Annotated in this window: 27 protein-coding genes; 17 read left to right on the top strand and 10 right to left on the bottom strand. The window is 42.0% G+C overall.

Annotation, left to right across the window (positions count from 1 at the left end; all coding sequences use genetic code 11):
- Positions 1-5: 5 nt before the first annotated feature.
- The 7 genes from PHC76_RS01315 (at position 6) to PHC76_RS01285 (ending at position 7,401) form a co-directional block, all read left to right on the top strand.
- Positions 6-479 carry a DUF3972 domain-containing protein gene (locus tag PHC76_RS01315; protein ID WP_299972482.1) on the top strand — a complete coding sequence of 158 codons (474 nt, stop codon included), beginning with the start codon at positions 6-8 and terminating at the stop codon, positions 477-479.
- The gene (locus PHC76_RS01310; protein WP_299972484.1) at positions 463-1,320 is read left to right on the top strand and encodes an ARMT1-like domain-containing protein; all 858 of its coding nucleotides are present in this window, start codon (positions 463-465) and stop codon (positions 1,318-1,320) included. The genes PHC76_RS01315 and PHC76_RS01310 overlap by 17 nt, the downstream gene beginning before the upstream one ends.
- Positions 1,321-1,529: 209 nt before the next feature.
- The gene (locus tag PHC76_RS01305) at positions 1,530-1,805 is read left to right on the top strand and encodes a helix-turn-helix transcriptional regulator (protein ID WP_299972486.1); all 276 of its coding nucleotides are present in this window, start codon (positions 1,530-1,532) and stop codon (positions 1,803-1,805) included.
- Positions 1,802-3,019 (top strand): type II toxin-antitoxin system HipA family toxin, encoded by a 1,218-nt coding sequence (locus PHC76_RS01300; protein ID WP_299972487.1) that lies wholly within the window; start codon positions 1,802-1,804, stop codon positions 3,017-3,019. Before PHC76_RS01305 ends, PHC76_RS01300 begins: the two co-directional genes overlap by 4 nt.
- 101 nt (positions 3,020-3,120) lie before the next feature.
- Positions 3,121-4,002 (top strand): glycine--tRNA ligase subunit alpha, encoded by an 882-nt coding sequence (glyQ, locus tag PHC76_RS01295; RefSeq protein ID WP_299972489.1) that lies wholly within the window; start codon positions 3,121-3,123, stop codon positions 4,000-4,002.
- A gap of 66 nt (positions 4,003-4,068) precedes the next feature.
- Entirely contained in the window at positions 4,069-6,309 is a 2,241-nt protein-coding gene (locus PHC76_RS01290; RefSeq protein ID WP_299972491.1) for an AAA family ATPase, read from the top strand.
- 72 nt (positions 6,310-6,381) lie between these two features.
- Positions 6,382-7,401, top strand: a complete 1,020-nt coding sequence (locus PHC76_RS01285; protein ID WP_299972492.1) for a cytochrome-c peroxidase — start codon at positions 6,382-6,384, stop codon at positions 7,399-7,401.
- 62 nt (positions 7,402-7,463) lie between these two features.
- On the opposite strand, the gene PHC76_RS01280 is transcribed toward PHC76_RS01285, so the two are convergent.
- Positions 7,464-8,141: a L,D-transpeptidase family protein gene (locus PHC76_RS01280; RefSeq protein WP_299972494.1), complete on the bottom strand. Its 678-nt coding sequence runs from the start codon at positions 8,139-8,141 to the stop codon at positions 7,464-7,466.
- Positions 8,142-8,211: 70 nt separating this feature from the next.
- Here PHC76_RS01280 and PHC76_RS01275 point away from each other — a divergent pair, with 70 nt between their 5' ends.
- The 5 genes from PHC76_RS01275 (at position 8,212) to PHC76_RS01255 (ending at position 12,442) form a co-directional block, all read left to right on the top strand.
- A complete protein-coding gene (locus PHC76_RS01275) occupies positions 8,212-8,835 on the top strand; it encodes an acyl-CoA acyltransferase (RefSeq protein WP_299972496.1) in 624 nt (207 codons plus the stop codon).
- Between the two features lie 240 nt (positions 8,836-9,075).
- The gene (locus PHC76_RS01270; protein ID WP_299972497.1) at positions 9,076-10,218 is read left to right on the top strand and encodes a Na+/H+ antiporter NhaC family protein; all 1,143 of its coding nucleotides are present in this window, start codon (positions 9,076-9,078) and stop codon (positions 10,216-10,218) included.
- Positions 10,215-10,883, top strand: coding sequence for a response regulator transcription factor (locus PHC76_RS01265; protein ID WP_299972499.1), 669 nt, complete (start codon positions 10,215-10,217; stop codon positions 10,881-10,883). The genes PHC76_RS01270 and PHC76_RS01265 overlap by 4 nt, the downstream gene beginning before the upstream one ends.
- Positions 10,846-12,030 (top strand): HAMP domain-containing sensor histidine kinase, encoded by a 1,185-nt coding sequence (locus tag PHC76_RS01260; RefSeq protein WP_299972500.1) that lies wholly within the window; start codon positions 10,846-10,848, stop codon positions 12,028-12,030. Before PHC76_RS01265 ends, PHC76_RS01260 begins: the two co-directional genes overlap by 38 nt.
- Positions 12,031-12,121: 91 nt before the next feature.
- Positions 12,122-12,442 (top strand): cytochrome c, encoded by a 321-nt coding sequence (locus PHC76_RS01255; protein WP_299972501.1) that lies wholly within the window; start codon positions 12,122-12,124, stop codon positions 12,440-12,442.
- Between the two features lie 2 nt (positions 12,443-12,444).
- Here the strand turns inward: PHC76_RS01255 and PHC76_RS01250 are convergent, their stop codons facing one another.
- The 3 genes from PHC76_RS01250 to PHC76_RS01240 are packed head-to-tail and all read right to left on the bottom strand — an operon-like array spanning position 12,445 to position 14,283.
- On the bottom strand, positions 12,445-12,840 hold the full coding sequence (locus PHC76_RS01250) for a hypothetical protein (RefSeq protein ID WP_299972503.1): 396 nt from the start codon (positions 12,838-12,840) through the stop codon (positions 12,445-12,447).
- A 1-nt stretch (position 12,841) separates the two neighbouring features.
- On the bottom strand, positions 12,842-13,912 hold the full coding sequence (locus PHC76_RS01245) for a radical SAM protein (RefSeq protein WP_299972504.1): 1,071 nt from the start codon (positions 13,910-13,912) through the stop codon (positions 12,842-12,844).
- Entirely contained in the window at positions 13,909-14,283 is a 375-nt protein-coding gene (locus PHC76_RS01240; protein WP_299972506.1) for a hypothetical protein, read from the bottom strand. The genes PHC76_RS01245 and PHC76_RS01240 overlap by 4 nt, the downstream gene beginning before the upstream one ends.
- Before the next feature lie 244 nt (positions 14,284-14,527).
- On the opposite strand from PHC76_RS01240, the gene PHC76_RS01235 reads away from it, so the two are divergent.
- Together PHC76_RS01235 and PHC76_RS01230 are read left to right on the top strand one after the other, a co-directional pair.
- Positions 14,528-15,100, top strand: a complete 573-nt coding sequence (locus tag PHC76_RS01235; protein ID WP_299972508.1) for a hypothetical protein — start codon at positions 14,528-14,530, stop codon at positions 15,098-15,100.
- The gene (locus PHC76_RS01230) at positions 15,100-15,429 is read left to right on the top strand and encodes a c-type cytochrome (RefSeq protein WP_299972510.1); all 330 of its coding nucleotides are present in this window, start codon (positions 15,100-15,102) and stop codon (positions 15,427-15,429) included. The genes PHC76_RS01235 and PHC76_RS01230 overlap by 1 nt, the downstream gene beginning before the upstream one ends.
- 9 nt (positions 15,430-15,438) lie before the next feature.
- On the opposite strand, the gene PHC76_RS01225 is transcribed toward PHC76_RS01230, so the two are convergent.
- Positions 15,439-16,146, bottom strand: coding sequence for a hypothetical protein (locus tag PHC76_RS01225; RefSeq protein WP_299972512.1), 708 nt, complete (start codon positions 16,144-16,146; stop codon positions 15,439-15,441).
- Positions 16,147-16,267: 121 nt separating this feature from the next.
- Here PHC76_RS01225 and PHC76_RS01220 point away from each other — a divergent pair, with 121 nt between their 5' ends.
- Positions 16,268-19,513, top strand: a complete 3,246-nt coding sequence (locus tag PHC76_RS01220) for a response regulator (protein ID WP_299972515.1) — start codon at positions 16,268-16,270, stop codon at positions 19,511-19,513.
- Positions 19,510-20,541: an HD domain-containing phosphohydrolase gene (locus tag PHC76_RS01215; RefSeq protein ID WP_299972516.1), complete on the top strand. Its 1,032-nt coding sequence runs from the start codon at positions 19,510-19,512 to the stop codon at positions 20,539-20,541. The genes PHC76_RS01220 and PHC76_RS01215 overlap by 4 nt, the downstream gene beginning before the upstream one ends.
- 34 nt (positions 20,542-20,575) lie before the next feature.
- On the opposite strand, the gene PHC76_RS01210 is transcribed toward PHC76_RS01215, so the two are convergent.
- The 4 genes from PHC76_RS01210 to PHC76_RS01195 form a co-directional block, all read right to left on the bottom strand.
- On the bottom strand, positions 20,576-20,869 hold the full coding sequence (locus tag PHC76_RS01210) for a c-type cytochrome (protein WP_299972517.1): 294 nt from the start codon (positions 20,867-20,869) through the stop codon (positions 20,576-20,578).
- A 113-nt stretch (positions 20,870-20,982) separates the two neighbouring features.
- A complete protein-coding gene (locus PHC76_RS01205) occupies positions 20,983-21,312 on the bottom strand; it encodes a hypothetical protein (protein ID WP_299972520.1) in 330 nt (109 codons plus the stop codon).
- A gap of 92 nt (positions 21,313-21,404) precedes the next feature.
- Positions 21,405-21,623: a hypothetical protein gene (locus tag PHC76_RS01200; protein ID WP_299972522.1), complete on the bottom strand. Its 219-nt coding sequence runs from the start codon at positions 21,621-21,623 to the stop codon at positions 21,405-21,407.
- Positions 21,624-21,626: 3 nt separating this feature from the next.
- Entirely contained in the window at positions 21,627-21,857 is a 231-nt protein-coding gene (locus PHC76_RS01195; protein ID WP_299972524.1) for a transcriptional repressor TraM, read from the bottom strand.
- A 105-nt stretch (positions 21,858-21,962) separates the two neighbouring features.
- Between PHC76_RS01195 and PHC76_RS01190 the strand changes: the two genes are divergently transcribed.
- Positions 21,963-22,418, top strand: coding sequence for a DUF2721 domain-containing protein (locus PHC76_RS01190; protein WP_299972525.1), 456 nt, complete (start codon positions 21,963-21,965; stop codon positions 22,416-22,418).
- A gap of 2 nt (positions 22,419-22,420) precedes the next feature.
- On the opposite strand, the gene PHC76_RS01185 is transcribed toward PHC76_RS01190, so the two are convergent.
- Positions 22,421-23,473 carry a hypothetical protein gene (locus PHC76_RS01185; RefSeq protein ID WP_299972526.1) on the bottom strand — a complete coding sequence of 351 codons (1,053 nt, stop codon included), beginning with the start codon at positions 23,471-23,473 and terminating at the stop codon, positions 22,421-22,423.
- Positions 23,474-23,481: the final 8 nt, after the last annotated feature.

The following is a 23,481-nucleotide window of genomic DNA, read 5'->3' as shown; positions in this document are numbered from 1 at the left end:
AACCTATGCAAGGACAATGGATGAGCATCAACGAATACGCCCGTTTGGCAGAAGTGGATAAAGAAGAGGTTGAAGCATTAATCATGAGAGGGAAACTCTCGACGACTATCGACGATGGAGAAGTTCTCGTCGATGCTTCCAATATAATGGCTGGGATTGTCCCTGCAACCCTCCAAGAGCTTAATGCTTCTGGAAGCGATATTATCGTGGGTGCTAATTTTGTCGAAAAAACAATCGGCACTATCATCAATCTCCATGAAAAAGTTCTTACCGCTAAAGAAGAGACGATAGAGTCGATTAAAAACGAAAATATGTTTCTCAAAGAGGCACTGGGTTCACTTCAAGAGCTCTACGATGAAGACCGCCGCACCATCGCAACACTCACCGAACAACTCAAACTCTCTCAACAAGAAGTTGAATTTATGCGCCGTAAATACAAACTCATGTGGGGTAAAGTGATCGATGACCATACAACCTGAGTGTATCCAGTGCATCGCAGGTCAAAGTCGCCGTGTTTGTGAAGCTATTAGGGCAAATGAAGTATTAACCAAAACGATTACCCAGTACGTGGAGAGTGAACTTTTTAGTGCTGATTTTACCCTCTCACCCCCTGTAATCGCTGCACCGCTATATGAGCAAATGGCACTATTTGCCCAAAAAGATGATCTCTATGATGAGCAAAAAGCCCATGCATCTGAACAAGCCTCGCACTATCTCCCTTTTTGTACCGAATCAATCCAAAACTCCTATGATCCGTTTATCGCACTCCTCAAAACCGCTGTAGTGGGAAATGTAATCGATCTCGCCGCCGAAGTGAGTTTTGATTTGCACGATGCCATCACCTCTGTTTATAAAACACCTTTTGCTCACGATGATTCTCCAAAACTTTCTCATCAGTTGCATAATGCTCAAACATTACTCTACATCGGCGATAATACAGGGGAACATCTGTTCGATAAACTCGCTATAGAACATCTCTCAAAACTCTTTCCAAACCTCGACATCACCTATATGGTGCGAGGCAATGTCATCATTAATGATGTCACAATGAAAGAGGCATTGGAAGCCAAAATAGACGACGTCTGTACTCTAATCGATAGCGGTGTCCCTACTCCCGGATTTGTCTATGAGTTGGCTTCACCCGAGTCCCAAGAACTCTTTGACAGTGCTGATGTGATTATCGCTAAAGGGATGGGAAATTATGAGTGTATGACTCCGCTACGTCGTAAAAATATCTGTTTTTTACTCAAAGTTAAATGCTCTGTCGTCGCTTCTTCACTGGGCAGAGAAATTGGTGATATTGTTTGTAAGATGGATTAAAACTGCCCTTACACATCTATTTTATTTTGTAAAATTTGCATGTAAAATGCTATTTTTGGAAGTGAGGCTTTAGCCTCGCATAGTTGCTTGTAGAACAAAAGAAGCTTTTTGCGGGGCTAAAGCCCCACTTTCGATAAAGTGCATAACATCAGTAAATAAAAAGATAAAATATTAGCTATAATGGTTAATATCATTGCAAAAGGGCTAATATGTTATCCTTTTTACCAAAAGAACCTCACCATATTATCGAAGAACTCAGAACCAAATTTAAAGATCGACGACGCACCTTAGGCTACACCCAAAAAGAACTCTCACTCCGTTCAGGGGTGAGCTTAGGCTCACTCAAACGGTTCGAACACAGCGGAGATATTTCCCTAGATTCACTTCTCAAACTGGCATTTATTTTGGAATGTTTGGGGGATTTTGAGGGGGTTTGTACACCAAAAGAGAAGGTTTATGGGAGCTTGGAAGAGGTATTAGGATGAGTGTATTTACCCCCAAACTCACCGTCCACCTAAATACCACTCAAAAACAAAAAGTAGGAACCCTCGCCTACAAAGATCGGAAAATCTATTTCGAGTATGACCAAGCGTTTCTCCAAACAGGTATCGAAATATCTCCCTATAAACTATCCCTCAAAGCAGGGGTTATGCGTTGCGATGACAATACGTTTGAGGGGCTGTGGGGGGTGTTTAATGACTCATTGCCTGATGGTTGGGGACGGTTACTCATGGATAGGCATTTGATGCGGTTGGGTGTTCATGCACGCGATTTGACACCGCTGGATCGGCTGGGGTATGTCGGAAACTACGGAATGGGGGCACTCGGCTACGAACCTTTTCACGAGATCGAAAATCCCTCTGTGGATACCATCGTACTCGATCATTTGGCACTTCATTCCCAAGAGATTTTAGCAGGAAGCAGTGAGGATTTAGTGGATGAACTTTTGATTCTCAACGGCTCATCCGCAGGGGCGCGTCCCAAAGCGATGATACAACTCAACGATGATCACAAAGAGATTATCCACGGGTCGCAACCGCTCAGAGAGGGGTATAGCCATTGGATGGTTAAATTTGCCTCCGGGACAGATCATCCTGAAATCGGAGCTATCGAGTATGCCTATTCGCTGATGGCGAAAGAGGCGGGGTTGGAGATGCCAAAAACGGCTCTTTTGGAAGGGAAAAAGGGGAACTATTTCGCTTGTGAACGATTTGATCGGATCGGTGATGCACGTGTTCATGTCCACTCGGTGGCAGGATTAGTCCATAGTGATTTCAGGTTTCCCTCTCTGGATTATGATGATTTGCTCTCGTTAAGTCTGCATCTCACCAAAAATATCCAAGAGCAAGAGAAAGTTTTTCGCCTCGCGTGCTTCAACCTCTTTGCCCACAATCGTGATGATCATGCCAAGAATTTCTCGTTTCTCATGGATGAGAGAGGAGCGTGGAAGTTTTCACCGATCTATGATGTCACCCTCTCCAGTGGACCAGGCGGTGAGCATAGTACGATGGTTGCGGGTGAGGGAAAAAATCCTACCAAAGAACATCTTTTAGCACTCGCAAAAAAACATCGACTCAAAAACGGAGTTAGTATCTGTAATGAAGTTCATACATCGGTAGCGCAATGGTCGAAATTTGCACAACAAGTTGGGGTGAGTCAGAAGATGATACACTTTGTTGAATCAAAACTGTTCGTGTAGTGATTCCCATATGACAAAGTTGGATTCCGCCTTCGCGGGAATGACGAAAGGCATAAGAAGTTTTTGGCTATAATACACCACTTTTTTTACGGGAAATTTTCATGATTACTTTCGGCGATATGCTTTTAAAACTTCAACAATTTTGGAACGACCAAGGGTGTGCCATAGTACAACCTTATGACATTGCTGCGGGTGCAGGGACATTTCATCCGGCAACCTTTTTGCGTTCACTCGATTCACAACCGTGGTCGGTTGCCTACGTTGCTCCTAGTCGTCGCCCGACTGATGGACGTTACGGTGAGAATCCAAACCGTCTAGGGAGCTACTATCAGTTTCAGGTTCTCATCAAGCCAAGCCCTGAAAATATCCAAGAACTCTATCTCAAAAGTTTAGAATACCTCGGTTTAAACCTCAAAGACCATGATATCCGCTTCGTCGAAGACAACTGGGAATCTCCAACCCTCGGAGCATGGGGTCTGGGCTGGGAAGTGTGGCTGAATGGTATGGAAGTGACACAGTTCACCTATTTTCAGCAAGTGGGCGGAGTGACGTGTGATCCGGTCGCTGTTGAAATCACCTACGGTACAGAGCGTCTGGCAATGTATCTCCAAGGAGTTGATACGGTGTTTGATATCGTCTGGAGTGAAAACAAATTCGGAAAAACCCTCTACCGTGATATCCATAAAGAGGGTGAAATCGAGTTTAGTAAATACAATTTCGAAATCGCCGATACCGCAATGCTCTTTGCCGAGTTTGAAGCTAAAGCCGCCGAGTGTAAACGGTGTCTTGAAGCAGAGCTTCCCCTCCCCGCGTATGATCTGTGTATGATGGCGTCCCATACGTTTAATACTCTCGATGCGCGCAAAGCGATTTCAGTCACTGAACGGGCAAATTACATCCTCAAAATCCGTGAACTCGCCAAAGGGTGTGCGGAGTTGTATAAATCACAAGAAGAGGCACGGATTCAACGGGTTCGAGGATAACTCACAAAAATATGTCAATTTGTAATAAAAATAGCACCTCATTTGTCATAACGTTACACTTCTAGGATGCAAACACTTATCGGGCAAATCGACAAAATCATTTATGAAAACGGCGGTTTTTTTATCGCTTCCCTTAAAAGCGGAGAAAAAATCAGTGCTCATTATCATGAGAGTGACGTAGAGCATCTCAAAGACGCCGCTATCACCCTCAAAGGATCATGGGAAATTCATAAAAACTACGGCAAAACCTTCAAAGCAGAATCTCTCAATGTCAATCAAAATCCCCTCTTCTTTTTTCTTAATCGCGTCGTCAAAGGGTTTACGAAAAAACTCACCGCCGATCTGATCGAAAAATATTCCCAAGAGGGGTTGATAGAGATTTTAGAGAACGATGTTGAAAAACTTCTCGATGTCAAAGGGATGAATGAAAAACGGCTGGAGCGTCTCAAAAACGGGTGGAAACAATTTCGCTCCATGAGAGCATTGGGGGAATTTTTAGCCCCTTATGGCGTCACCCCTGCACTGCTTCGTCTCATCGCCACGGCACTCAAAGAGGTGAATGACCCCATCGAAGCGATTAAACGAAATCCTTATGGGCTCATGCGGATTAATGGAATCGGATTTAAAAAAGCCGATGAGATCGCCCTCAACATGAAACTCTCCCCCACCGATCCACGACGTATCGGCGCAGCGATGGAGTTTGTACTAGCAGAATATTGCGACTCAGAGGGGAACAGCTGTATCGAGAAAGAGACCCTATTTTCCAAACTCGAAATCCTCGTCAATCTGGGTGATCAACGCTCCTACGAAGAGGCACTGGATGATCGTATACATGAGGGGAGTATCGTTATCCTCACCAGTGGCAAACTCGCGCTGGATAGAATCTATGAGGCTGAAAAGTTTTTACTCGATACCCTCAAAAAACGCTCTAAAAACAACGATGGAGTAATACTAAGTGATCTTGAGCCGTTTCTCAAAGAGCATGAGTTACATCTCGGAGAACAACAACGTGAAGCGTTGGAACTTATCAATAGCGGGATAAAAGTGCTCCTCCTCGTCGGATATGCGGGGACGGGGAAAAGTACAACAGCCAAAGCCCTTTTGGAGCTTCTCTCTACTAAAACCCCTAGAGAAAGCATCATCACCTGCGCCCTCAGCGGTATCGCGTCACAACGGATACGTGAGCGAAGCGGTTATGAGAGCGCAACCATCCAAAGCCTGTTGGTCAAATACGAATCCCAAGATGCGATGCCCTACAACGTAGTCCTCATCGATGAAGCCTCTATGATTAACTCTACCCTCTTTGCACGCCTCCTCTCGAAAATCGATTCTCAAGCCACCATCATTATCGTCGGCGATGATGCCCAACTCCCCCCTATCGGTGCGGGGAGTCCATTAAGCGATTTCATCTCCCTCAATATCGCCCCAAAAGTAACCCTCACCCATATCTACCGTCAACGCTCCGATCAAGCCATCGCGATTATTGCCAATGACATCCGCCAAGGGCTCATCCCGCAATACCGCGAAGTGTATGAAGATTTTACCTTTGAAGCGGTCGATATCCCCAACCGCTATGCTCTCAAACAAAGTATGAGTAATGATGATTTTAGTGACGTTGTACACTCCAATGCTCACAATATCCTCGCCCAAATCGCTACCTATACGCTACAATTTTTATCCACCTCACGAGAGTATTTGGAGTCCAAACGGACCAAAGAGTATCTCAACCATTTTCAAGTCATCACCCCGATGAGAGGTCATGCACTGGGTGTCGATAATCTCAATATCCTTCTCCAAGAGTATTTCAACCCCAACCCCAAAAAAAAGATAAAAACCCACCGTGGGGAGTTCCGCCTTTTTGATAAAGTAGTCCATATCCGAAACGAGAACATGCCCACCCATACTACCGATGAGTTTAAAGAGGGAGCCGATTCGCATGAGCGACGTGTCTTCAACGGTATGTGCGGACTCCTTTTTAAAATCGATGAAGAAGAGGAAAGCTTAAGTGTCTTTTATCCTAATGAAGAGCTTATTGTCCACTATACGACCGAGGGGATACGGGATTTGCTCGACCTCTCGTATGCACTCAGCATTCATAAAGTACAGGGGATGGAGTATGAGAATGTGGTGGTGGTGATGAGTTTTTCCCATCTCATCATGCTCAATACCAAACTCCTCTATACCGCTATCACACGGGCAAAAAAACAGTGTATTTTGATAGGGGAATCGGGTGCGTTCGAGATGGGATGCCGACGATTAGAAACGACTAAACGTCAAACCGTATTACAGGAGTTGGTAATTAATTAAAGGATAAAAATTTTCCTTTAGGTTATTGTGCTACAATTTTCATTCCAATCCAATTACCGCAAGGATTCACCTATGAAAACATTCATTTTATCAGCAATAGTTGCCACATCACTTATGGGAGCATCCCTCATCGATGACGCTAAAACAGCCGGTTTAAAACCGATTCCATCGAACATAAAAGCTCTCGAAAAACTCACCTCTAACCCTAAAAACCCAACCACTGCCGCAAAAGTAGAATTGGGAAAAATGCTTTATTTTGAACCGCGTCTCTCTAAAAGCGGCTTGATTAGCTGTAACAGCTGTCACAATCTTGCCATTGGCGGAACAGACGGCATGGCTGCTGCTATCGGGCATAAATGGACTGCTAATCCACACCATTTGAGTTCACCGACGGTTTATAATGCTGTATTTTATAGCCAACAATTTTGGGACGGACGCTCTCCGCATCTCGAAGACCAAGCCCAAGGGCCGATTCAAGCAGGACCTGAGATGGCAGCACCGAAAGATTTCGTAGTCGGCGTGGTTACCTCTATGCCTGAGTACGTTACACTGTTCCAAAAAGCGTACGGCAAAGATGTCAAAATTACGTTTGAAAAAATCGCTGATACCATCGCCGTGTTTGAACGTACATTAGTAACTCCATCACGCTACGATGATTTCTTGAACGGAAAGAAAAACGCACTTACAGCTACAGAGCAAAAAGGGCTTAAAACCTTTATTACCAAAGGGTGTGCTACCTGTCATAACGACATCGCACTTGGCGGAACAATGCAAGCTTTCGGTGTGGTCGCTCCGTATAAACACATGAACGTAGGCGATTTCAAAGGGGATAAAAACGGGATGGTACGTGTACCGACATTACGTAATGTGACACAAACCGCACCTTATTTCCACAACGGTCAAATGACAACACTCACAGATGCAATCAAAGAGATGGGTCGTATCCAACTCGGTGTTGATATCAATGATAACGAAACAGTAGAAATCGAAACATTTTTAAAAGCGTTAGAGGGTAAAAAACCGACGGTTGTTTATCCAATGTTGCCGGCTTCTACCGCTAAAACTCCTAAAGTGGATGTTGTTAATAATTAATACACCTCGTCATTCCTGCGAAGACGGGAATGACAAACCATCAATCACCTCCACAATGACGTTTATTCACACTCTATCCCCACAAACTCTTTTTGATATTTCCCGCATTCACTCAGCGGTATTTGTAATAGATGCGGTTGTTTTAACGGGTCAAACCAACGTAGCATCTCCAACAACGAAGCTTCATCCATCGCACTGCAACCGGAAGTGGGTTTATGGGCTTTGTTATTGAGATGGAAAAAAATGCATGAGCCTCTCCCTCGTACCCCTTTGGTGTTATAGTTTATCACCGCTCCGTGGGTATACACCTCATCAGTTCGATGCATCATTTCAAAACTTTTCGGAGGTTTAACAGGGTCTAAAAGAGCCATTTTATTGTATTTTTTATCCTCAATATCATCCACGCAGATAAGTGACTCATCCGCATAATAATAAGGTAGATGGGAATTTGGTTCACTAGAGTATCCGAAACTCGCATCAACCGAAAAGAGTCCTAAGGGAGAACGACCATCCCCTTCGTGTTTTTGAGGTTCACCCTCATCGGCATATCCCAAACCACTACGCCCTAACGTTACCTCTACCGAAGAGCCTATTTTTTCCCACGACCCATTTTTTTCATACCGTTGCAACGTTGCACGCGTCGAATTCATCTCTGGAGCAATAATAACCACAAGCTGTTCAAACCCCCATACAACGGAGAATGATGATAAAAATAGAAAAAGAGAAGAAAATTTAATCATATTTGAAACCATAACTTATGAAATTTTAAAGATAGGTAGTATAGCATAATGAAAATCATGGGGGTAGGGAATGAGTATTACCATTCGTAAAGCAACAGAGGCAGACGCACCGTTTATCGCGGAAGCTCTTTTGGAAAGCTCTCGTGCCGGAAAAAAGGTAGGAATATTTGACTATATCTTTAATACCTCCGACACCCCCAAACTATTAGAACAGTTACAAAAGTTTTGTCTTACCGCTACCAAAAGCTATTGCCATTTTTCTAATTTCACCATTGCTCTCTCTGATGGAGTAATTGCCGGAATAATCTGCGGATATGAACCCCGTATTGCTACTCACGATATCTTTGCCCGTGCACTCGAAGAGGTAGGAATCGATGAGAGCTACCATGAACGTATCGCGGGATATTTGTTGTGTGAACCTGAAATCGATAACAAAACATGGGTATGTGATTTTATGATGGTTAAACCTGAATTTAAAAGTTTTGAGCTATACAAAGAGATTGTAGGAAAGAGTATGCTCACCGCAAGACTCAAAGGGTACCGAAAAGTACAAGCAATGGTTGAAATCGGTTCCATTGAAACTGAGATGATTTATAAAAAACTCGGTTTTAGCGTTATCGATGAAAAACGGAGTGAGTATTACGAAGAGCAATTTGACCGCCCTGGTATCATGCGCCTTCAAATGACACTATAAGGATACCCCATAGAATACGGAATCTTAGGGTTAATCCCTCCACTTATCGCTATTTTTCTCGCTTTTTTTAGCCGTTCTGTCTTTATTGCATTAGCGATAGCCGTTCTCATTGGGGAATTCATAATCGCCGATTTTAATCTTCTCAGTACCTTTCTACTAACTTTTGAGCGTTTTTTTGCCCTTCTTAGTGAAGCATGGGTTCTCAAAACCCTCGCGTTTGCAATCATGGTAGGTTCTGTCATGATGCTGATAGAGCGTAGCGGTGGGGTGAATGGCTTAGTTCACGAATTGAGTATCAAACGCTCCATTGTCAAAACCAAAAGGGGAGCGCTGATGCCCAGCTTTATCGCCGGGATTATCGTATTTATCGAGTCATCCATCACTTCGCTCGTTGCAGGTGCCATCGGACGCCCTTTTTGTGATCGTCACGGAATTAGCCGTGCCAAGCTCGCTTTTGTTTGTGATTCAACCTCCGCTCCCGTATGTTCCCTTATCCCCTTAAATGGTTGGGGAGCATTGTTACTCGGGCTTATCGGAGGACAGATCTCCGCTGGTCTTATCGCGGGAGAGAGTGCCACATGGCTGATGCAATCCATTGCCTTTAATTTTTATGCCTTTATGGCTCTTATCGTCACTTTTATCGCTATATGGTATGAGATTGATATAGGTCCCATGCGCCATGCCACCATTAGTACCCCCGAAATTGAGTGTGAAGATGATAGAGGAGACATAGGGCTTTTTCTATGGCCGATGGTATGGATGATTGGTGGGGTCATTCTTTTTATGTTTATCACAGGAAACGGAGATATTTTCAAAGGTTCGGGTTCAACGTCTATCTTTTATACCTTACTGATTACATTACTTATGATGCTAGGATACTATCGTTTTAAAAATGCCCTCACATTATCAGAGTTTTGGGAAGCATCGTTGAGCGGTGCTCGCACCATGACCCCTATCGCAATGATTCTCCTATTTGCCTTTGCTATCGGCGGAGTGAGTTCGGATATGCACGTAGGTCAATACCTCGCCTCATTTATCGGTGACTATCTCCCCTCAGAATATCTCGCAGGAGCTATTTTTGTGCTCGCGGCGATTATCGCTTTTGCAACGGGAACCAGTTGGGGGACGTTTAGTATCATGCTCCCCATCGCGATTCCTCTCGCTGTCGGTCTCGATGCACCGATAGCACTAGCAATGGGAGCGGCGATATCGGGCGGTGTATTTGGCGACCACTGCTCCCCAATCTCTGATACCACCATTATCTCTGCCATGGCGAGCGGATGCAGCGTCCAAGAGCATACGCGAACGCAACTCCCCTATGCTCTGATTGCAGCCGGACTCTCACTCATATTATTTATTCTATTTGGAATCGCACTAACATGACCAAAGCCTCTCTCCTCCTCCTCGAAGATGACCCGAACCTCTCGGAAAGTGTCAGCGAATATCTCGAAGAACAAGGCTTTAATGTCGTGTGCGTCTATGATGCACCTTCTGCTGAAGATGCTTTATACGAACACAAATTTGATTTATTGCTCCTCGATGTGAATGTCCCTGCGGGTGATGGTTTCTCCCTGCTAAAAGCAAATCGAAAAGGGGGAAACACCACCCCTGCGATTTTTATCACCTCACGCAATGCGATGAGTGATGTCGAAGAGGGTTTTGAGAGCGGAGGGGATGATTATATCCGCAAACCATTCGCACTCAAAGAGCTGTTGCTACGGATTCAAACCATTCTCAAACGCAATTTTTATCACAACCCTACCGATGCCATCACATTAGCCGATGGGATTACCTACGATAGTGATAATCAGGTGCTAACCATCAATGGAAATCTCCAGAATCTACAACTCAAAGAGCACAAGCTCCTCAAACTCTTTATCCAACATCGCAATGAACTACTATCTCATGAGATGATTATGGAGCATCTGTGGGATTATGATGAGACCCCAAGTGATGGAAGTCTGCGCACCTACATCAAAACGCTCCGCAAACTCCTCGGAAAGGATTCCATTGTCAGCCACAAGCGCCTCGGGTATCAATTTCGCTAAATACCGTACCCTCAAAAGCTTCCTAATCCTCTATGGAATCATGTCGGTTTTGATTCTCGCCCTTCTCGGTCTCCTCTATTATCAGTACGCTAAAGCGGTTATGCTCTCCTCTCAACGCCTCGCGATGCAGTTGGAATCGGAAAGTTATGTCCCTAAACTCAAACAGTGGCTCGAGAACGATCGCAATCTTTCTACTTTCCCAAAAGATTTAGCCTATACCACTGCCCTCTACGGATATGACCGAAAACCAATAATCTCCCGTTTAAATGGCTCCGATATTAATTTCAAAGAAAATATTTACGTCGCATCGGGACATATCTATCTGATTGTCCCCCTCTTACCCTATGGAATGGGGGAATATTATCTGATTTTTGAAACCGAAGACGACGGCTTATGGCGACAACAAACACTCGAAATAACCCTTACTTTCGGAATTATTTTGTTTTTGATGCTCGTCGGAGTAGGTTTCTTGCTCTCCCGTTTGATTCTCCGCCCCATGAACGAAGCGATAGCCCTCCTCGATGATTTTATCAAAGACACCACCCACGAGCTTAACACCCCCGTGAGTGCCATCCTCACCAATTTGGAATCATTAGATAGAACTCAACTCTCCGAATCGGTTCAAAAAAAATTAGGACGTATCGAAATCGCTTCGCGCACCATCTCCACCCTCTACGATGATCTCACCTATCTCATCCTCAACCACGATCTCATCATCCACAATGAACCGCTCGATATTTCCCACCTCTTAGGGGAACGTATCGAGTATTTTCGCCACCGTATCGAGCAAAAAAAGATTACCCTAAAACTCTCTATCACAGGTAACGTCACCCTCTCCAGTGATCGAACCAAAATGACCCGTGTTATCGATAATCTCCTCTCCAATGCGATTAAATACAACAAAATGGGCGGCGAGATACTCATCTCCCTCACCCCATCCACCCTCTGCATCCAAGACAACGGCATCGGTATCCCCAAAGATATGATTGATCGGGTGTTTGAACGTTACACCCGCGCCGATAAAAGTGTTGGGGGATTTGGGATAGGATTACACATCGTCGCGATGATTGCCAAAGAGTACGGGATGAACATCACCATCGAATCGGAACAAAATCAAGGGACGAAGATTTGTGTGGAGTGGAGATAAAAGAGGAGAATTTGATATAATGACACACAATAGGATGGAAAAACGATGAAAGAATTAGATTACAATTTATAATACAATTTTAGGAACTCTTATGAGCAAAATCACTTTACGTTTCCTTGTAGTCATTTTTATTACTAATGTTTTTACATTTAATGCATTTGCTAATATACCAAAAGGACAAAAAGCGTATATTAAAAATTGCAAAGTTTGTCATGGCAATGGAATTAAAGGTGCTGCAATGCATACCCAAGTAGAGTGGGAGGAACTATTTTCCAATAACGGTACCAAAATCAAACAAGCCCATCAAAAGGATGAAAAAGCTGACGCTTTTTTCAAAACAGAGTTATTTTCAATTCACTACAAAGATATAAGAGACTTTTTATTATATAGTGCATCTGACTCAGACCAATAAAATCAACCTGCACCACTTGGTCTTGTCCATCCTTCAATAAAGGCTTGATTTTTTACATCTTCCAATGGTCGCGGTGGTGATACTTTTCTAACTACAAACGTTGTTCCATCTGCACTTAAATGTCCAAAAATATAAACACCGTTTCTAAATCCGATTGCCTTTAAATCTTTTTTATCGATTGCTGAGACATCTAATACATAGAGTTTACTTTCATTTTCTTGATAAATCATGAGAGGATTTTGAGGAGTAATTTTATCCAATTGCTTCATTGGACAGTCCATCCGTTCTTTTAATGCTAAACATTGCTGTGTCGTCAATAGCCCTGCATACACATCCCCAGCCATCATAGGGGCAACAAATAAAATACTACTCAGTGAAATCATCAGTGTCTTTTGCATATCAGCTCCATCTCTCTATAAAATAGCTGTTTTCACTCAGCTGAGAATATACATAATCCGCAATCGATATTGAAAGCTTTTCATTAAAACACAAAATCGGTGTCGGAAGATTAATCTCTCCGCTGAGGCTATAGTTGGTACAACCGCAACTGTTTTGACACCGTGTTTGTATTTCGCACGTTTCACATTCACTATAAGCACATCCGCGTGCACGCAAGATTTCTTGACGTTTTGGGATGTCAAATCCACCATGGACATTACCCAGTAATACGGCACCCGAATCATCCCCAATCAACCGTTCGCATGGGTAGATATTGCCCGATGGGGCAACGGCAATCTCCATCTCTCCAAAACTGCAAACACGACAATGCTCATTAAGGGTCGCTTCGATTTTTCGGTCGATAAAACTCACCGAGATAGGAGTCCCTTTTTCATAAGAGGAAATCACATATTCTCCGATACGCGCATACTGCTCTTGCCAAAGAGTTTCTCCCTCATCCCAAGTAGTATAAAGATTCGGACTAAGGGTAAAATGGTTCACCCCGTGTTGCTCTACTAATTCTACCACCGATTCATAAAGATGATGTACATTTTGAGGGGTAACCACTGTGATAATCGTGAAATGGTTAGAATCAAAATATTTTTTGATGATATTGAGAGCTGAGAATGTGTGCTCAAATGAAGAGGCTTGGTTAGCAAACACTCTGTGGGTGCTGTGCATTTTTTCGTTCCCATCGAGAGAAAGGGCGATATGAAAACCATGTTGAGATAACCATAAAGCTTTTGCCTCATCCAACAATAATCCATTCGTTGTGAGGGTTTTGGTAAGATAGGTATTGGTATTTTTGGCTTTTTCTTCGACTCTCTCTACCGATTTTTGAAGTAAATCCCACTCCAACAACGGTTCACCCCCGAAAAATCCGAGTATCATCTCCTGCGATGGGTACTCAAACGCAAAATCGATAGCACGCATCGCGGTCTCTTCATTCATCCGTTTATCGATTTTCTCCCCTGCATAACAGTAATTGCATCGGAGTTGACAAGCGTGAGTGAGGGAGAGAGTGAGGTTCATATTACTCCACTTCTTCGAATTTCTTTATAAATTGGTTTTTGGACAATATTACTAACTTTTAAAGTTACATTATCACTTTGCAATGTCCCTGTAACGATGATATTATTTTTAAAAGCAACTTTATCCAGCTTTGATTTATCGATTCCACTAATATCCAATATGTATGTTTTAGCTTCCGTTCCCTGAAACAACATAATTGGATTCGTCCCTGATATTTTCTTTAGCTGTTCTAGTGGACATTCAGTAAATTCCCCTTTCTGCAAACACTCCTTAGTTAGTAAAAAGCCTTCTTTTTCTGTGGATGTGACATCTGCCAATAGAGGTAATGTAAAGAAAATACTACTTAGCGAAATGACCAATGTTTTTTGCATTGTTAGCTCCATCTATCAAATTTTTTGATACGCATTCAAAAGTATTGTAGCAAATTTTGCTATAAAATTGTGACACGTCATAATAAAATCACATTATTATCACAAATAATTAATAATTATGTAAGCTAAAAAGGAATATTGTACTTTTAACGATTTCAAATAAAGCGTCTTTGGATCATGATCCGAAGTTCCTGACATCTCGTCAGAGGAGACTGATTATTCGACATAATAAAGGATGAATAAGATGAAAAAAGCTCTCACGATTATTTCTCTCTGCGCTCTTAGTTTAATGGCAACGGAAATAGAAGAAACTACTTATGTAGGTACTCTTCTCAGTAAAAACTGTACCAATGGTTGCACCTATGCAAATTACACTAAAAATGATCCACTAATTGCTGTTATTGATGGAAAACAATACACCATTGTAAATCCAAAAATTTCAGAACCTCAACTCGAAGTAGCTTTAGGACACGATGATGTATCATTCAAAGGTGTCATCGAAGGCAATCGTATTATTGCTTCTGAAATTGAACGTGTACCTGATATGAAAGGATTTTTAGGTATTCAGTCATGCGCTGATAAAGGTGAATTTTCTGATTGTGATCTCAAAAAATACTCTGATGGAGATAAAGTAGTAGCCGTTATTGGTGGTAAAACATATCAATTAGATAAACAAACTGTGAGTAAAACAAAAATTGACCATGCGATTATGCAAAACGGTGTCGGCTTTTTCGGTAAAATCGATGGAGATACACTAAAGCTCGAAAACATGATTTATGAAGGTGGCAAAAAAGAGTTCTTCAAAGGATGTGTGTGATGTCTAAAACAACTTCATCTCTTTTAGCGATTCTACTCGCTGTTGGAACAATGGTATCAACTGCCTCAGCTGATATTAAAAAAGGGCAAAAGGCCTATCTCAAAACGTGTAAGAATTGCCACGGCAACGGAACAAAAGGTGCCGCTATGCATACACAAGATGAATGGGAAGAACTTTTCGCAAACGGCGGAGCAAAAATCGTCAAAGCTCATGCAAAAGATAAATCATCTGCATTTTTTAACGGTGATGGTTTCAAAAGTCAAGCGCAAGATTTACGCGATTTCTTGTTTGAATACGGTTCTGATTCAGGCAACGTACCGACCTGTTAAACATAGAGTTTAATGATCTTTCCCCCTTTGTATCCTCGTATGCAACCGAATCAATGTTTTTTGTTTCGGGCGCGGATATTGTGAATAACTTCTCTCCACTGTCTCCATCGTGAGTTCATCCAATGCCGCATTAGCTCTCTCATTAATCAGCGTTATGTCTGATACTGTCCCATCGGGATAAAGAAACATCTCTACATAGTTACTATCACCGTCTTTAAAAAGATTGGGTGCTTTTTCTGCAAGCAATGCATTTCCAACACGTCGGTCAATACGGTGGATGGTAACAATATTTTCTACAATATAGGCTTGCTCTTCAGGGGTTAAATCGGCAAAAACATCTCCATAATGGCGTTTAATCAACCCAGCAACCCTCCCCATCGGCACAATGGGAGGAGTGGATACTTCACTCTGAACTTCAGGTTCGGTTTTTATCTCTGAGGAGGTACTTTTGTCTTCAACTATCGGAATTTTTTTCGATTTATCGGGTACAGATTTACGTTCTTGATGGGGAATCGATTGTGGAGGTGAACTGATAACATCAGCAGGTAAAGCTTGGAGATACGGATTTTTGAGAGAGATTAAAAGTTTTGGCGGTTCTTTGTAATCTCTATTTTTTATTGCCGTATCAAATTGGCTAATCACAATAATGATAATAATCGATAGATGAATTCCAAGTGCCCATAAAAAAGCGCGAAAAGAGGATGAATCGTATTGCATAAAATATTATACGTTTCTACGTCATTTATCGAGCTTAGAAAGTAAAATTATTGTTGTTTTCCCGAAAAATAATTTTTATTTGCTATAATTTAACAATAGAGCTACTATAAAAGGCTAATCGATGGAACATAAACCCCTCGCACTCTTACGCCGTTTATATGGCTCATCCCTTTTTCGTTACATAATACTCGTATACTGCGCAATCGTTTTATTGATTTCATGGGCTATTTATGAGCGTGAACATACCCTGAAACTGGCACAAATCGATTTTCAATTACTCGAAATGGTCTACAAAACGAACCAAAAATTTGGAAACCATTTTGTTGATCGCTATACCAAATCAACACCCCCCACACCTCAAGAGTTCACTCGTTTTGTTAGTGATGCAAATCATTTAGCACACACCCTAAACGCCTCTTATCTCTATATCGTTGTTCGCGATCAAAATGATTATTATTTTATCATCTCCAATGAACAAACTAACGATCCTGAAAAAGGGTTGAAAGTGACCTTTTGGGAACATTATGAAAATCCTCCGATGGAACTCAAAAAGGCCTACGCAACTAAGCAGTTAATTTTTAGCCCTGTATACACCGATAAGTGGGGGACATTTCACTCTGTTTTTGTCCCGATGGTCTCTCCACAAGGAAAGCACTATGTTATCGGTGCCGATATCGCCGTCGATGAGATTCACACCCTTTTAATCAATGTTGCCCTTCAGACACTTGGGATTGCTATCTTATTTTTATTACTCATCATCCCGTTGTTTATCTTATTTCAACGTTATATTCGAATCAAAGAGCGTGAGAGCATTAGCCATAACAACATGATTATGCAACACAAATTGCAACAGCATCTGAATCACCAAATCGCCTTTGAACAAGCCCTAATCGATACGATTCCCTATCCTCTGTTTTACAAAGGGAAAGATTACCGTTTTATCGGGGTCAACAAAGCGTATGAGGAGACGTTTGGAATCTCCAGAGAGAGCCTCATCGGCAAACAAGTATTGGATTTAGAGTATCTCCCCTATGAAGATCGGCTACTCTACCAAGCCGAAGATGAAGAGATAATCAATACAATCGGAACCTCTCGTAAAGAGATGCTCATCCCTTTTAGTGACGGTAAAAATCATCAAACCCTCTATTGGGTAAGCGGATTTGCAGATCCTGATGGGAATCCTGCCGGATTAATCGGTGCTATCGTCGATATTAGTGAACTTATCGAAGCCAAAGAGGCTGCCCATGCCGCAACGCAAGCAAAGAGTGAATTTTTAGCCAATATGTCCCATGAGATACGAACACCGATGAACGCGATTATCGGGATGACCGAACTCGCACTCAAAGGGAAATTGCCCGAAAAAGAGCGTCACTTTATCACCAAAGCGTCTGAAGCTTCCCATCTTCTCCTCGACATTATCAATGACATTCTCGACTTTTCCAAAATCGAAGCCGGAAAACTCCAAATAGAATCTATCTTGTTTAATCTTGAAGAGTTGGTTATCTCCGTTACAGATTTACTAGGGATGCGTGCGGAACAAAAAGGGATAGAACTCTTAATCGATATTGAAAACAACTTTAACAAAAGCTATAGCGGAGACCCTCTTCGTCTCAAACAAATCCTCCTGAATCTCGTCTCCAATGCGGTAAAATTTACAGCTGAAGGGGAAGTTGTCATTAAAATACGTCTCCTAGAGATGCAACACGATACCCAAACACTCCGATTCGAGGTAAAAGATACCGGTATAGGAATATCCCAAGATCAGCAAAACCTCCTCTTTCGCGCTTTTACCCAAGCCGATATGTCTACAACACGTAAATTTGGGGGAACCGGTTTAGGGCTGGCAATCGCAAAACAGTTAGTCACCCTGATGGGTGGGACGATAGGATTTAAAAGCTCTGTGAATCAAGGGAGTACTTTTTGGTTTGAAATTCCCCTTGGCATAACAGATTCAGAGAATTTCCCAATCGAGACTTCGGCTATTCAACGCTTAAAAGTCCTTGTGGTAGATGATAACGAAACCGCACGGGAAATTTTTCATGAGATGCTCTCACGTTTTGGTATCGACAATGCTATTTGTAAAAATGCTCATGAAGCATTGCATTTATTAGACACTGGGTTTAGTGCCGATATTGCCATTTTGGATTGGAAAATGGAGGAGATGAACGGGGTTGAATTGTATCACCGTATCAATGAACGCTACTCACGACAGATTACCTCCATCATTATGGCGACGGCGTATGAAAAAGAGGAGTTGCTTAAACAATTCGCCATCGAGCGACCTGAAAAAATCTTAATCAAACCAATCACCCCTTCTCATCTTTTTGATACATTGATAGAGATATACGGACATTCACGCCTCAGCCATTCTCATCCGATTGATACCCCTAATGATTCTCTCATTAAATCGCTCAACGGACTCTCTCTTTTGCTAGTCGAAGATAACGAAAGTAATCAAGAGGTCGCCTATGAAATACTCACCGATGCTAAAATAAATGTCTCTATCGTCTCCAACGGGCAAGAGGCTCTCGAGTGGCTCCTCCAAAATCCAACTCCTGATGCCATACTTATGGATTGCCAAATGCCGATTATGGATGGCTATGAAGCGACACGTCATATCCGCAGTGACCTCGCATTACCCTACATACCTATCATCGCTATGACGGCAAATGTTATGGATGGAGATGAAGCACAATGTCGTTCAGTCGGAATGGATGGGTATATCACCAAACCGATTGATTCATCTAAACTCTACCGTGAAATCGCCCTGCAATGTCATCGAAACATCGATTTGGATGAACTCTCTAAGATAGCCTCATTTCCCCCTATCGAAGGAGTTGATACCCAAAACGCCCTCCAACGACTCAGCGGAAACGATCATCTTTATCGACGCCTTCTACAAAAGTTTCCCCATGAACAATACAACTTTAGTGAGCGCTACACCCACGCACTCCAAGAGGATACGCAAAGTGCAAAACGGTTATGCCACACCCTAAAAAGTGTTGCCGCTATGCTTGGGATGGGACTTCTTACCCAACTCTCCCGCGAAGCAGAATTCTCAGAACATCCGATTGCGCACCCCTTACTCCTCGCCATTGACACCGAAATTCAACGGCTCAGTAGAGAGATTGAAACCCTTGAAACCCATCGACAACATATAGCTTCTTCGGAAGCACCAACTCTAACCCAGCTCAATATGCTCTTATTGAAACTTCGAAACGGTGATGCTACGGCGTTTGATGATTCTGTAATATTGTCTAATTCTGAAGAGAGCGAATTGAGCGAAGCGTATCAATGGATACAAAAATTTGAATTCGATAAAGCAGCATCTCTTATCTCTCAAACTCTACAAAAGGAAAAGCCATGATTCCCTACTCACCGGAAACCATTTTAATCGTCGATGATTCCCCCGATAATCTGATGGTACTAAGCGAAATTCTTAAACCTTTTTATAAAGTCAAAGTGGCTATAAACGGTACAAAAGCACTCCAAATGATTGCTTCGGGAGATATCCCCGATTTGATTTTACTCGATATTATGATGCCCGATATCAGTGGATATGATGTATGCAAAAAACTCAAAAATGACTCTCTCACCCGTAATATCCCTGTTATCTTTGTTACTGCACTCAGCGATGAAACCGATGAAGCGGAGGGGCTACATCTCGGTGCTGTCGATTACATCACTAAACCGATTAACTCCTCTATCGTCCTCGCACGGATTAACACCCAAATCTCATTACTGCGCTATAAACACGATTTGGAACAAAAACTTCAAGAGCGGACAGAGGAGATTGTCCTCACCCGTATGGAGGTTATCCGTCAACTTGGGCGTGCGGCTGAGTTTAAAGATAATGAGACGGGTACTCACGTTTTACGGATGAGTGCTTACGCAAAGATTATCGCTCAAAAAATCGGTCTCGATAATGCACGTGTCGAGCTTATCTATCTTGCCGCCCCGATGCACGACATCGGAAAAATAGGAACTCCCGATGCCATCTTACAAAAACCAAGCTCACTCGAAAATCATGAATGGGAAATTGTACGGCGTCATCCCCTTCAAGGAGCTGACATCATCGGGAATCACCACTCTCTTTTACTTCAAACAGCACGTATTGTCTCCCTCACTCATCACGAACGCTTTGATGGAAAAGGGTATCCTTATGGAATCAAAGGGTACGATATACCCCTCGCGGGACGTATCGTTGCTATTGCCGATGTTTTTGATGCCCTTACTTCCAAACGCCCTTACAAAGAGGCATGGAGTTTAGAGGATGCAATTAACTATCTCATTACACAAAAAGGGGAACATTTTGACGGTGAGCTTGTGGATTCTTTTTTATCAAGTATGAATGAGATTAAAGCGGTTATGGCACAATTTAGAGATGATGTATAAAACCTCCCGCTGATGGGGAGGAGAGGTGAGAAAATTATTTTAACCCTGCAATATAATCGCTGAGTACTTTCATATCGCCATCACTCAACGAGGCTGTTTGCCCTTTCATGATAGCACCCATCCCTTTGGTATTACGGGTTCCCGCTTTATACCCTTTGAGAGCATCAAGTGTTTTTGATGAACTCCATCCACCAATCACTTCTGATTTTCCTAAAGCCGCTTTTTCGGCTTTAGCACCATGACATGCACTACATTTTTGATACATTGCCGCACCATCGGCAGCACTCAACATTGCTGTTAAACCTAAAATTGCAATTAACGTTTTCATTTGAATATCCTTTTATTTTATCTTTGCCTAATTTCGTCATACCGTACTTGATACGGTATCCACGTTCTTAGTATTTTTAGATTCCGTGTCGGTGCACGGAATGACGCAACCCCTTACCCACAACTCGGAACGTTTCCACTATCCGAACCGTACTCTTTCGCAAAATCCCCGACATCTTGGAGTTTATCCGCCATATCTGGACTGCTTAAAACCGCTGCTGAAGCGGGATATTTTTCACTGTACTCTTTGATAAACCCTTTTGCCCCATTGGCAAAAAGCTCTTCCCACTCCGCTACCGTATGATCGGCGGCAAATTTGGTACCGTTCATGTTGAACTTTGCTTTGAGCGTTTTTAAATACGCTTTTTGACCCGCTTTAGCATCAGCTGAAGCAACAGAGGCACTGAGTGCCGCAACCAATAAGATTGAGAGCAACTTATTCATTTTAAACTCCTTTTTGGAGAGTTTCTCTTTCGAGATTCCCTTTTGATATGAGCAGTATAAAAAGTTATTGTGGAGAAATTGTGAAAGTGTATTTACGATTGGAGGGTATCGATGAGAGCATTAATTTGTTTCTCTTGCTCATAAAGGGTAAAAGTGCGACGAACGTAAGCTTGAAGGAGTTGTTTATGGTCATTATTCCCCTCATAGCTAAAATCGTGTTTCATCTGAGAGATGAGATAGGTGGCAAAATCTTCCTCAACATCGATATCGTAACGCTTGGCGTTGAGGGTGAGAGAGACTTTGGTTTTCACTACTTATCCTAAAAGAGTTTCGATTTTAGAGACGATAGCTTCGATCTCAATATCTTTTTCCAGCAATTCATTATTGAGGCTTGCTACCTCATCCTCTTTCGCTTTTAATGATGATTTTAAGGTAGCAATCTCATTGTGAAGCGCTTGGTTATCATTAGCAGCCGATGCATGTTTTTCGATAAGCTGATTGGTCAGCGTAGTGAGTTTCTCAAGAGGGGTTGGGTTAAAAAGCATGGATAACCTTTGGGTATAAAGTGATTAGAGTTATTTTAACACAGTTTGACAAAGGATATTGATAATCCGCTATAATTTTTAGAACGTTGCTCTCAAAGGTATTTTATGTTACTCGCAGATGTTATCCCCACATTACAGTTAGCCATCGGTCCTGTCATTTTAATCTCCGGTGTCGGTTTGATTATTTTGAGTCTTACGAATCGTTTCGGACGGATAATCGATCGCACCCGACAACTCTCTGTTGAGTACCGTAACTCATCAAACAGCGATCATCTTCGTATTCTATCTGAGCTTAAAATATTAACACTCAGAGCAAAAGTGATTCGAAATAGTAATTTTTTGGCGGTATTGAGTGTTTTATTTGTTTCCTTTATTATCATCGGACTGTTTGGATCTGCACTGTACCATTTTAATATGACCTACTTGCTCATAACCCTTTTTATTTCGAGTATCGTCAGTTTAATAGGATCACTTTCTTTATTCATCTATGATCTTGAACTCTCACTTAAAGCTATTTGGATAGAACTTCCAAAAGCAATATCTCAATCCGAAAGTGATTGAAATTATTGTATGCCACACCCATGAATGTTGCTAATCAAAGATCGATTTAATCGCCCAAATTTACCTTTATCACTCGTTAGATAATTCTCTTTTTTCATCTCTTCTAACATCCATCTGTTAATCCGTTGATGGTAGTGAAGCAAATCTTTATAATTATCCAAATTGCAGGTAACCTCTTTGGAAGCTTGAAAATCGTATATCTTGACATTCGGATAATGCGCTAACTGAGTCAATAGATGACGTTTAAACAACTCTACCGTATTCAGCCATCCTTTATTCTCCATATCTTTGAATGCAAGAATCGAATAAGGGGGATAAAACAAATAAAACGTTGTCTCAGGATGATTTTGGATAAGAGGAATCAGATTCGTATCAATATTCGCCTTTAAAGCTTTAAGGGTAAACTCACTTTTACTATAATCGGGATTAAACCCATACTTCTCGCTCCACTCATCGAGTCGATCCGTTCCGTTAAAATCATCTTCATTTGATTTATGTTGCCACTGATACATTCGGTTCAAATCAAACATCACCTCAGGTTTCGGCAATACAAATGAATCGACAAAAAATTTAAGCGTATCGAAACTCAAAAGATAGCGATAATCGTTTAAACGGTTATTATCATACAGATAAAAGGGGAGGGAGCCCTCTCCGTCAAAAAGGCGTGTTGTCTCTCCCGTAAAAGAGAAGAGATCAACACCATAAATGACGCTATCTATTTTACGATGTTGATAGGCGGAATCTAACATGATTTTTATCTCATACGCCGTTGCTCCGGACATACAAAATTTAATCGGTTTGTTAAATCCTAAAATTTCTTTGGCATCGGAAAGTATAAAATTCTCCGTCATAGACGATCCGATAATCACCTGATTATACTCATACGTTTTGGCTAATCCCGGATTTAAATAACGCTCATTATCGTAGATTGGTTTGTAAAAATGGGCTTTTCGGTATTGTTGTAATGGATCTAAAATAAAGTTTATACTCCCCACAATAGAGAGGGTAAGGATTGATAATAGAATAAATTTTAGTATCCAAGGTATTGGTTTCATAAATCAGC

Source organism: Sulfuricurvum sp., assembly GCF_028710345.1.
Lineage (GTDB): Bacteria > Campylobacterota > Campylobacteria > Campylobacterales > Sulfurimonadaceae > Sulfuricurvum.
The sequence above is the reverse complement of the archived record's forward strand: the minus strand, read 5'-3'. Positions and strand labels throughout refer to the sequence as shown.